A 10,556-nucleotide genomic window follows, 5' to 3' on the forward strand; every position below is an offset into this window, starting at 1 on the left:
CGCCAGCACTTCCGCGTGCGGCGGTGCGGCCGACGCCGATCCGGCCACGAGCACCAGCAGCGCCACGGTGATGCCCAGCGCCGCGAGAATCGTCGGCCACCGTCGCCGCAACACCGGCCGCCGGGCCGGGGCCTGTGTCGCCTCGCTGAGATTCCTGTGGTGCGCGTTCATGCCGCAGCCTCCTGCCCGTGCTCGGTGCTCGACTGCGCCGCCGCAGAGTGCGGGTTCGGCCAGCGACCTCGCCGCGGTGACCGGGCGGGCGGCGCGAGCGCGGTGACCGCCTCGGCTTCGACCGTGCTGGTTCGCTCGGGGTCGAGGTCTCGGGCGCGCTCGCTCAGCCACGCCAGCAGCGCGCGCTCGGCGCGGGGGCGCGCCTTGCGTAGCTTCCACAGCGACACCCCGCTCTCGGCCGCCAGCGCGGTCAGTGACCGCCCTTCCCATCGCGAGGCCGCAATAAGTTCGGCCGCCTCTTCGGAGATCACTCCAGCGGCCACGGCCTGTGCCAGGACTGTCTCGGGGTGGCGGGGCCCGGCCACGATCGCCTGCACCCGTTCACCGAGCGGGGCGAGGTCGCGATCGAGGTCACCGACCACCGTCACGCCGGTTTGCTGCTGGTATCCCGCCTTGAGCATGGCGCGGTAGGCACACCACCGCAGCCGATGCCACACGCCCGGCTCTTCCAAGCCGACGCGCGGGAGGTGCCCCAGGAAGGCTGTCAGCACTTCGGACTCGATGTCGTGGCGCGCGGTGTTACTCGGCGTCGCGTATTCGCGTGCGGTTCGCGACAGCATCGGTGCGGCCAGTGCGGCGCACACCAGCATCGCGTCCTCGTCCTCGGCGCGGACTCGTTCAAGCAGCCACACCCAGATCGCGTCGACCTCATCCATCGGTGTCACCGGATCCCACAGCCGCTCGCGCAGCTGCGCCCACGTGCGCACCGGACCGGCGGCGGTGGCCTGCGCTGTCGGTACCGGGCGCGGATCGATGGGCAGCGCCTGCGCGGCGATCCGGTCGAAGCCCGCCCGGACTACTGCCAGCGGTGAGCCCGGCGCACCACCCGATCCCCGGCATTTCGCGACGTTCGAATTCGTCACCACAAATCTCCCTGTTCGATCGAATACTTCCGACCTCACAAGGACACCGCAGACCCATATCCAAAACGCACCCAAATCACCCCCAAACCACACCCGAAACACATCAGCACAACACCCAAAACACACCCGTGCCGAGATGGCGAATATTTGGCTACCTGTCGCAACCCAATCACCACCTGAGTCGCCGCCGCCAACCGGAGGCGCATCTACCTGCGAATGTGTATGCGCGGGTGCGGTTTGGGTGCGTTCCTGGTGCGGTTTGGGTGCGGCGCGGGTGCGGCTCGGATACATCTCCGTCCACCTTGGCAAACGGTCGTGAAAATTCTCGAAAAAAGTTTCGCCCAACCCTGATCCGGCGACCGTTCGCCGCTCAGGAAGTTCTCAGAAATTAATTGCTTTCGAGGTGTCCCGAAAACGGCTTTTTGGCGGAAGTAAGCGAGTACACACCGCTCTCTCGTCAGGAGGCCGTAATGACCCCCAGTTCCCGCCGACCCCGCTCCACCTCCGCGCCGGTGCGCGTCCCTTCGACCCTGTGGGCGCTCGGTCCCGAGCCGCTCGATCCCGACGACCGCTGGCCCGAACCGGTCCTGGCTCACACGATCGCCGAGTTCTCCGAGCCCGGTTCGCGGGTGATGCTGGTCGGTTGGCCTGCCCCCACCGCCCGAGGCAACCTCCGGGTGCTCGAGCCCGACACCGCCGCTGCTGTGGCCGCGATCGGTGATTTGGACCGCCACGGCCTCGACGCCCCCACCGACCGAAACCGGTCCGGGGAGCCGGTGGATCTGGTCATCGCGAGCCTGCTCGCCGAGCACTTCGACCCGATCGCCGCCGCCGAGCACGTCGCCGCACTCGCGACCGAGGTGATGGCGATGGGCGGGTTGCTCGTCGTTCTCTCCCGCTGCCGCCACAGCGACTCCGGAGTCCTGACCGACCCGGCCGGTTCGGTCGTGGCCGCCGCCCAGGCCGCCGACCTGCTTTACCTCCAGCACATCATCGCCGCGCCGGTCTCCGGGACCGCCGTCACCGCGCCGCCTGCCGACCCGGCTTCCTCCGGCACCGCGCCCCATGTCGTCGCGCACACCGACGTCTTCGTCTTCCTCCAGCCCGCCCATGGCTGAGCCGACACAACCCTCGCCCCGCCCGAACTCTCACGCGAAGGACGCCCGCATGACTCTCGATCCCGCCGCGACCAACACCACGAACCTCGACTCCGCGATTGCCCCACAGACTGGTCCGGCCGCGCGGCCGGTGTCGGTATGGGCGACGGCCCAGAACGCCCCGGCCGCGCAGCGGCGGGGCCGCTATGTCCCCGACAGCGTCAAGCACCCGGCCAAGATGTTCCCGGCGATCGTGGCCCACGCCGTCGCCACCTACACCCGTCCCGGCGACCTCGTCCTGGATCCGATGTGCGGGATCGGCACCACTCTGGTCGAGGCCCTGCATCTAGGCCGCCGCGCGGTCGGCGTCGAATACGAGTCACGCTGGGCCGAGTTGGCCCGCGCCAACATCGCCCTGGCCCGTGACGCCGGGATCGATCTCGACGCGAACGTCTACCACGGAGACGCGCGCAAGCTGCCCGACTTGATCCCGGCCGAGTTGCGGGGCCGGGCGAGTCTGGTGATCACCTCCCCGCCCTACGGCGACTCCCTGCACGGCCACGTCCGCGCAAACCGCACGCAACCGGTCCTCAAGTCCAATCACCGCTACGGCGCGGTCCTGGACCGAGGCAATTTGGCCAACGCCGGACTCGGCCGCCTGCTCTCGGGATTCACCAAGATCCTCGCCGGTGCCGCCGAATACCTCGCCCCGGGCGGGTATGTCGTGGTCACCGCGCGGCCGTGGCGTCAGCACGCCGAGCTGGTGCCTTTGCCCGCCCACTTGTTCACCTGCGCCGAGCTGGCCGGGCTGGTCCCGGTCGAGCGCTGCGTGGCGCTGCTCGGTCGCCTCAGCGAGGGCGAACTCGTCGCGCGCAGCTCGTTCTTCCAGCGCGACTTCATCGTCAAACAGCGCGCCGCTGGGCTGCCGATGCACCTCATCGCTCACGAGGACGTCGTGATCCTGCGCAAGCCCGACACCACCGGTGCGGCTGAGCGGCGTCGCGCGAGCGGGCGATTTCCTTTCGGCACCGTCGCGACGCTGCCGACCAGCGATGCCACCGGGACCGGATCGGTGGCCGCGTGAACACCACCCACAACCCCGAGCAGGGGTGGCTGGGCCGGGCGCTACTTGCGCCCGGCACGGCGTTGCGCGATCTCACCGAAACGGTCGAACACGCACTCGGGTCGGTCTCCGGGCTGGGCGTGATCGCGGCGGTGCTCGGGGTGCTCGCCGCGGTGCGGATTCTGATCGAGTGGCGTCGGCGCCGGCTGAGTGCGCGTGCTCGCCAGATCACCGTGCTCACCCCACCCGAGGTCGACGCCAAAGGCGCACTGGCCTTCTGGGCGCACCTGATCGGGCAGCTGCGCCCGGCCTGGGCCCGAACACTGCTGGGACAGCCGCATCTCGGGTTCGAATACACCGTCACCCCTGAGGAAGGTGCCGCGATCCGGCTCTGGGTCCCCGGCGCGATCCCACCCGGTCTCATCGAACGGGCCATCGCCTCGGCATGGCCCGGCGCGCACACCGACACCCTCGAACCCGCCCGACCTCCGCTACCGGCCCCAGTGAAGGGCGTGCGGCGGGTCGTGGCCGGAGGCGAGCTGCGACTCGGCCGCCGGGAGGGGTTGCCGTTGAGCACCGATCACTCCGGTGATCTCGTTCGGAACCTGATCACCGCCGCCGACGACCTCGCTCCCGGGCAGGCCGCGTGCGTGCAGATCCTCGCTCGCCCGGTCACCGGCCGCCGCGTCGCCCGAGCCACCCGCGCCGCGGCGAGCACCAGCACCCGGGCAGGCGTCGTGGCGGGGTTGCTGCGGGAGGCCCTGAATCTGCTCACTCCCGGCACGAGCACCGCCCGCGCCTCCCACACCGCCGCTGGTTTGGGAGGCGGGCGGGCCACCGACCGCCAAACCTCGCTGGAATACAGCGCCGCCGCCCGCGCGGCAGCGGCCAAAGCGCGTGGCGCGCACTGGGAAACGGTCGTGCGCTACGCCGCCTCGATCCCGGTCTCCACCGACCTTGACGACACCGACCCGAAAGCACAGGCGCGAGTCGTGGCACGCGGGCGCGCTGACGCGCTCGCCACCGTGTTCGGGGCGTGCACCGATCACAACTACTACCGGCGTCGGCGTCGCCTGCGCCTCGAGCGGTTGATCCGGCAGCGGCGTCTCGGGCGCGGGGATGTGCTGTCGGTGCCGGAGCTGGCGACGATCGCGCATCTGCCCACCGACGACGGGCTACCCGGCCTGCAACGCGCCGGGGCTCGCGCCTTGTCCCCCGCCCCGGAGATCCCTGTCGGCGGGGAGTTCACGAAACCGTTGGGGATGGCCGACACCGGGACTCGCCGCCCGGTCGCGGTCAAGATCTCCGATGCCCGCCATCACCTGCACATTCTCGGCCCGACCGGTGTCGGCAAGTCGACATTGCTGGCTCGGACGATCCTCGATGATGCCGAGGCCGGGCGCGGGGTGATCGTGATCGACCCGAAGGGCGATCTCGTCACCGATGTGCTGTCGCGGTTGCCCTCGCGCATGGGTGAGCGGGTGGTGCTGTTCGACGCCGACTCTGCCGCCCCGCCGCCGTGCGTGAACCCCCTCGACATCGGCCGGATCGGTCGCGCGGGAATGGATCTCGCGGTCGACAACCTCGTGACGGTCTTCCACCGGATCTTTCACCAGTGGTGGGGGCCGCGCACCGACGACATCATGCGCGCCAGCCTGCTCACCCTGTGCGCCCAGCCCGGGACCGCAACCCTGGCCGATCTGCCCCGGCTGCTCACCGAGCCCGCGTTCCGGGCCCGGGTCACCCGCACTGCGAAAGACCCGGTCCTGCGCGGGTTCTGGGACAGCTACGAGACGCTGTCCGACACCGGCCGAGCTCAGCTCACAGGGCCGCTGCTGAACAAACTGCGGGCCTTCCTCTTGAGGCCGTTCGTGCGCTCGGCAATCGCGGGCGGCCCCTCGACGGTCGAGTTCGCCGACATCCTCGACAACGGCGGCATCTGCCTGGCCCGCCTGCCGAAAGGCTCACTCGGAGAGGAAACCTCGCGTCTGGTCGGGTCGCTGCTGGTGGCGCGGACGTGGCAGGCAGTGACCGCGCGGGCCCGGGTACCCGCCGCCGACCGGCCCGACGCCGCCCTCGTGCTCGACGAGGCCCAGAACTTCCTCAACCTCTCGACCCCGATCGAGGACATGCTCGCCGAAGCCCGCGGACTGCGCTTGTCGCTGCTGCTGGCGCACCAGAACCTCGGCCAACTCTCCCGAGAGCTGCGCGACGGCATCTCGGCCAACGCCCGCAACAAGATCGTCTTCGCCGTGTCTCCCGACGACGCCCGAGACCTGGCCCGCCACACCGACCCGTGGCTGTCCGAGCACGACCTGACCCACCTCGACGCCTTCCACGCCGCCGCCCGCCTGCTAGTCGACGGCCGCAACGCACGCCCGTTCACCCTCACCACCCGTCCTCTGGACCCGCCGATCCCGGGTCGCGCCCGCGAGATCGCCGCCGCCGCCCGCGCCCGCCTCACAAACGCACCGGGCAGCTCCCCGTCTCGTGGTGGCCCGTCCGACGACGACGGGCCGGACCCGGTCCGGCCGGATCCCCAGCTGCCCCAGCCCGAGATTTCCCGAGAAAGGTTCTCGCACCGATGATCTCCAATCCTGACCGGCAAGCCGACACCCGCACACCCCGCCCTGCCCGACCGCGAGACCCGAGCCCGGTAGTGCGGGGGTTGACCGGGCGTGATCGCTGGATTCTGCGGATGGTGCACGAGCACCGGGTCCTGACCACCGACCAGCTCGCCGCGCTGGCGTTCTCGACCGCCAAGATCGCGCGCCGCCGCCTGGCGATCCTGCACACCTACCGGCTCCTGGACCGATTCCGGCCCTTACGCATTCGGGGCAGCGCCCCCTACCACTGGACCCTCGCCCCCGCCGGAGCCTCGATCCTTGCCGCCGAAGCGGGCACGAGCGTGCGCGAGCTCGGCTACAACCACCAAGCTGCGCTCTCGGTCGCCCACAGCCTGCACCTGACCCACACCCTCGGCGTCGCCGAATGGTTCACCGCCCTGGTCACCCACCCCCACGGCGGGCAGGTGTCGCGGTGGTGGTCCCAGACCCGATGCCAACGGCTCTGGGGCGACCTCGCTCGCCCCGACGCCCACGGCCGCTACACCCACGGCGAGGACCTGCTCGACTTCTTCCTCGAATACGACCTCGGTACCACAGCCCTGTCCCGAGTCGCGGCCAAGCTGCACGGATTCGCCGAATTGGCCCGCACCACCGGGGTCATCACGCCGGTCCTGCTGTGGGTGCCGACAACCGCGCGGGAGGCCAACGCTCGCGCGGCTTTGCGCCGGACGTGGGACCGGCTGCCCGATCCCGAGGCGGTGCCCGTCGCCACCGCCGCCGCCGAGTTCCTCGCCTCGGTCACCGCGGCGAGTCCAGCCGATCAGGTGTGGCTGCCACTGGACACCGACTCCGGCCGCAGGCGCCTGCACGAACTCACCACCGTCTGGCCGACGTGCACCCCACCGTCCAGCGAGGTCGACCCGGAGCCGACCTGGGCACCGCTGAGCGGGATCGTCGCCCTCGCCCCGCCCCCGCCCCAGCCACCGACCTCGGAATACCAGTGAGGTCGCGATGCTGGTCAAGGCACTCGGAGCGGGCGGCGCGGCGTTCGTGTTCTGCGTGGTCGTGATCGCGGCCGTGGTCAGCGCCGTCGTCGTGTTCGACCAAGCGCTCACCGCTCCCGCCCCGGGGACCTCGACCGGCACCGGCTCGACCCCGAGTACCGAAGCGCAACAGGACATCCCGGCGGAGATGCTGGTGCTCTACCAGGCTGCCGCCGGGGACTGCCCCGGGCTGGACTGGTCGGTCCTCGCCGCGATCGGCAAGATCGAAACCGACCACGGCCGCTCCACGCTGCCCGGAGTGTCCTCCGGCGAGAACAGCTCCGGTGCTGGCGGTCCGATGCAGTTCCTGGCCTCGACCTTCGACTCGGTGACCGCGCGCCATCCCCTGCCCGCCGGTGGGGCGAGCCCGCCCTCGCGCTACAACCCCTCCGACGCGATCCACGCCGCCGCGTTCTACCTGTGCGACTCCGGCGCACCCGAGGACATGTACAGCGCAATCTTCGCCTACAACCACGCCGACTGGTACGTCGACCAGGTCCTCGACCAAGCCGCCCGCTACCGCGCCACCGACACCACCTCCGGCGGTGACTGCCACACCGAGGCCGCACCGCACCCAACTGCCGCGCAGGTGATCTCCTTCGCCTGCGCCCAGCTCGGCCTGCCCTACGTATGGGGCGGCAACGGACCCGAGGTCAACGGCGGCTGGGACTGCTCCGGACTCACCCAAGCCGCCTACCGAGCCGCCGGAATCTCCATCCCCCGCACCACCTACGACCAAGTCCACACCGGCACAACCATTTCCGAGGACAGACTCGCCCCCGGCGACCTGTTGTTCTACAGCACCGACGGCGACGTCCACCACGTCGGCATCTACCTCGGCGGCGGACAGATGGTGCACGCACCCACCTTCAGCGAGCCCGTCCAGGTCTCGGCCTACCGCTGGCCAGGCGACGACTACTACATCGCCACCCGCCCCTCACCCGCACACGATGTAGGTTCTCATGACTGATTGCGTCTTCTCAGTCATTTTGCGTCGATCTTGCGTTTACGCAAGATCGACGAGAATCTACCCTCCGCAGTGGTTCGGTCTTCGCATAAGTGCGGGTGCGAGCATACGGTTGAAATCCCATGCTGCGGTAGAGTTTCTGCGGAATCGGATACGCCTCATCACCTCTCGGCGAGACCACAGCCATGACGGCACCGGCCTCACGCAGACCCTCCAGTGCGGCCAGGCATACTGCGCGAGAAAGACCCTGGCGGCGGAACGTCGGTGCCGTACCAACAGGTTCGATCAGACCTACCCGGTTGCCATCGTCGTACCAGATGTGGCAGTTGGCGACGAACTCACCGTCCGGTGCCTCGATGACCCAGTCCAGTTCAGACCGGTACGGCCACGCGTTCATCAGATTGCGATAGGACTCCTCGGTCACGCGGGTGGAGTCCCACGCATTCCGATGTACGGCAACGCGATTGCCGAGATCCTCAAGTCCCCGGACAGTGCGTGCAACGAAACCCTTCGACAGTTCCGGCGGGGGAAGGTTCAGCAGAGACCGGGCGTGGTAGGTGAAAAAGGCTGGGTCATTCCGAAGCCGGTACCCGTGGCTCATCAGCGCCTCACGCAGGTCCACCTGGTTGTCCAGGACGTTGAGCTCACGTGGGGATCCGTCGGCTACCGCGTCGAACCACGTGAGGACCTCGTCGACCAGTTCGGGGTACGCCGGATCGGCTTGCAGCCTCAGATCGTCGGGGAAGTCGGCCCAGCCCCACGCCACAACTCGGGTGCCGTCCTCCCACAGCGCGATCGGCCAGTCTGCACGGTCAGCGGTGCACATGAATCGGCCCCAGGCCAGATCTCCGATGTGCTGAGCACTGGCAGGTGTCCACGTCCGCTGTGTCAGCTCCTGCATCGCCCGCAGATCCGACCCGCCCACATATCCCCGCATGGCTACGCCCACCGCTCCCATCCTTCCACCGTGGACCAAACCCAGCGCTGCCTCGACAACCAACGACCCAGCGCCATCTTGTCGAGCGCCCGGACCCTCGACCACCAGGAAGGAGGACGCAAATTCCGTGCGAATTCAGCGACGCAAAAACGTTGAGAAGCGCCGTGCTCTGCGCAGTTCACCAAGGGCCGAGCCGCAAACAAGAACGAGAACCTACACACGATGACTCCCACGCACCCTGACCGCCACCCACCCGCCCTCTGCCTCCACCCGACAAGGAGAACTCATGCGCCACAACCACAATCGGTCTGCCCGCGCCCGCCGTGTCGCTCACGCGGCGCTGTGCGCCGCGATCGCTACGACCACCGTGACGGCCGGTGTCGCCGCCGCAGAACCGACACCCGGCCGGACCGGCGCGCAGTGCCCGCGCTGGACCGCGCTGCTGGTGCCAGGCACCTACGAGACAACCCCGACCACCGGGCAGGCCCCGGTCGGGATCCTCACCCGAGTCGGGGAATCGCTGACCGCTCGCCACGGCAGCGACATCGAGGTCCGCACCCTCACCGCTCCGACCACCGGTTCCGGGACCGCGAGCGGACAGGAGCTCACCGCGGCGCTCTCGGTGTTGTGCTCGGACACGCGAGTCGTTTTGGCCGGCTACGCCCAGGGCGCCGAGGTCGCCGGTGACCTCGCTACCACCATCGGCAACAAGCAGGGCCCGATCCCGGCTTCGCGAGTCGTGGCGGTCGCGCTGGTCTCCGACCCTCGTCGTGACCCGGCCACCACCCAGCTCGGCACCCCGATCTCCGGGCAGGGCGTCACGGGACCGCGCTCACAGAATTTCGGGGAACTCACCGACCGGGTCCGTACGCTGTGCGCCGAGGGCGACAGCTACTGCTCGACAACGGCGCAGAACTCGCCTGTGCTTGCCGCGGTGAGCCGCGCCATCGCCACCACCACTACCTCCGCCCCGACCACGTCCACTCCGGCCGTACCCACGACCTCGGTGAAGCTCCCCACCGCCACAACCACCTCGACCGGGCAGCTCAGTGCTTCGCAGGTTCTCGCGCAGGTGGTTACCGTGCTCAACGGGCTGGCGAGCTTCACCGCGAACGTGCCCGCGATCGTGGCCGACCTCGCCCAGCTGCCGGGCCTGCTCACCGCCGGGGACCTGCGTGGCCTGCACCGCGTCTCGGGCGACCTGAACAACCAGTTCGCCCCGCTGGTGCAGTTGGCGGCCGGACTCGACCTGCGCCTGGTGGCTCGCGCGCTGACGATCGCGGCCCCGCTGGACAGCTCCGGGGTCGCCCTCATCGCCGCCGAGATCGTCGGTGTCCTGGCCGGTCTCGACATCACCCGCATCGCCACCGACGTCGGCCGAGCCCAGGAGATCGCCTGGACGGCCGTGGAAACCCTCGCCTACGGCGACCCCGTCGCGGCTGTCGTGGCGCTGACTGGACTGGCACCGATCGCCGCCGATCTCCTCTCGGCCACCGCCAGCGAGTTCACCGGCACCCAGTTCCCCATCCTCACCCAGACCTACACCACCGCCACCACCGCCGGGGTGGGCACGGCGGGCACCGCCACCGGCACAGGCGTTGCGGCCCCGCAGAACGGCGACACGGCCGTGTTCCCGGCCACCGGCTACGACACCGCCGCGCCCGTGCTGACCGACTGGATTGAACAGGCCATCGACCGCACGAAGTAGCCGCCGCACCGCCCCCGCACAGCGCACAGCGAAACGGCCGGTGGTGTCGAGGGGAGTGTTCTGTCCCCCCGGCCGTTTTC

8 protein-coding genes are annotated in these 10,556 nt (G+C 69.7%); 6 read left to right on the plus strand and 2 right to left on the minus strand.

The genetic code is table 11. From position 1 onward, the window contains the following. Positions 1-167 precede the first annotated feature (167 nt). Positions 168-1,094 carry a hypothetical protein gene (locus AC3EO7_RS37455; RefSeq protein ID WP_435593832.1) on the minus strand — a complete coding sequence of 309 codons (927 nt, stop codon included), beginning with the start codon at positions 1,092-1,094 and terminating at the stop codon, positions 168-170. 470 nt (positions 1,095-1,564) lie between these two features. On the opposite strand from AC3EO7_RS37455, the gene AC3EO7_RS37460 reads away from it, so the two are divergent. The 5 genes from AC3EO7_RS37460 to AC3EO7_RS37480 are packed head-to-tail and all read left to right on the plus strand — an operon-like array spanning position 1,565 to position 7,834. Continuing rightward, on the plus strand, positions 1,565-2,212 hold the full coding sequence (locus tag AC3EO7_RS37460) for a hypothetical protein (RefSeq protein WP_435593833.1): 648 nt from the start codon (positions 1,565-1,567) through the stop codon (positions 2,210-2,212). 49 nt (positions 2,213-2,261) lie between these two features. After that, entirely contained in the window at positions 2,262-3,275 is a 1,014-nt protein-coding gene (locus AC3EO7_RS37465; RefSeq protein ID WP_435593834.1) for a TRM11 family SAM-dependent methyltransferase, read from the plus strand. Beyond that, positions 3,272-5,842 carry a type IV secretory system conjugative DNA transfer family protein gene (locus AC3EO7_RS37470; RefSeq protein WP_435593835.1) on the plus strand — a complete coding sequence of 857 codons (2,571 nt, stop codon included), beginning with the start codon at positions 3,272-3,274 and terminating at the stop codon, positions 5,840-5,842. The genes AC3EO7_RS37465 and AC3EO7_RS37470 overlap by 4 nt, the downstream gene beginning before the upstream one ends. Then, positions 5,839-6,825, plus strand: coding sequence for a replication-relaxation family protein (locus AC3EO7_RS37475; protein ID WP_435593836.1), 987 nt, complete (start codon positions 5,839-5,841; stop codon positions 6,823-6,825). Before AC3EO7_RS37470 ends, AC3EO7_RS37475 begins: the two co-directional genes overlap by 4 nt. Positions 6,826-6,832: 7 nt before the next feature. Continuing rightward, positions 6,833-7,834 carry a C40 family peptidase gene (locus AC3EO7_RS37480; protein WP_435593837.1) on the plus strand — a complete coding sequence of 334 codons (1,002 nt, stop codon included), beginning with the start codon at positions 6,833-6,835 and terminating at the stop codon, positions 7,832-7,834. Between the two features lie 10 nt (positions 7,835-7,844). Here the strand turns inward: AC3EO7_RS37480 and AC3EO7_RS37485 are convergent, their stop codons facing one another. Beyond that, a complete protein-coding gene (locus tag AC3EO7_RS37485) occupies positions 7,845-8,780 on the minus strand; it encodes a GNAT family N-acetyltransferase (RefSeq protein ID WP_435593838.1) in 936 nt (311 codons plus the stop codon). A 274-nt stretch (positions 8,781-9,054) separates the two neighbouring features. Between AC3EO7_RS37485 and AC3EO7_RS37490 the strand changes: the two genes are divergently transcribed. Further along, positions 9,055-10,476, plus strand: a complete 1,422-nt coding sequence (locus AC3EO7_RS37490; RefSeq protein ID WP_435593839.1) for a cutinase family protein — start codon at positions 9,055-9,057, stop codon at positions 10,474-10,476. Positions 10,477-10,556 lie beyond the last annotated feature (80 nt).

This window comes from Nocardia sp. bgisy118 (genome assembly GCF_057708605.1).

Bases quoted from the DNA above. Each gene is read 5' to 3' on its own strand.
- AC3EO7_RS37480 (WP_435593837.1), top strand. From the start codon at position 6,833: ATGCTGGTCAAGGCACTCGGAGCGGGCGGCGCGGCGTTCGTGTTCTGC.
- AC3EO7_RS37475 (WP_435593836.1), top strand. From the start codon at position 5,839: ATGATCTCCAATCCTGACCGGCAAGCCGACACCCGCACACCCCGCCCT.
- AC3EO7_RS37490 (WP_435593839.1), top strand. From the start codon at position 9,055: ATGCGCCACAACCACAATCGGTCTGCCCGCGCCCGCCGTGTCGCTCAC.
- AC3EO7_RS37460 (WP_435593833.1), top strand. From the start codon at position 1,565: ATGACCCCCAGTTCCCGCCGACCCCGCTCCACCTCCGCGCCGGTGCGC.
- AC3EO7_RS37465 (WP_435593834.1), top strand. From the start codon at position 2,262: ATGACTCTCGATCCCGCCGCGACCAACACCACGAACCTCGACTCCGCG.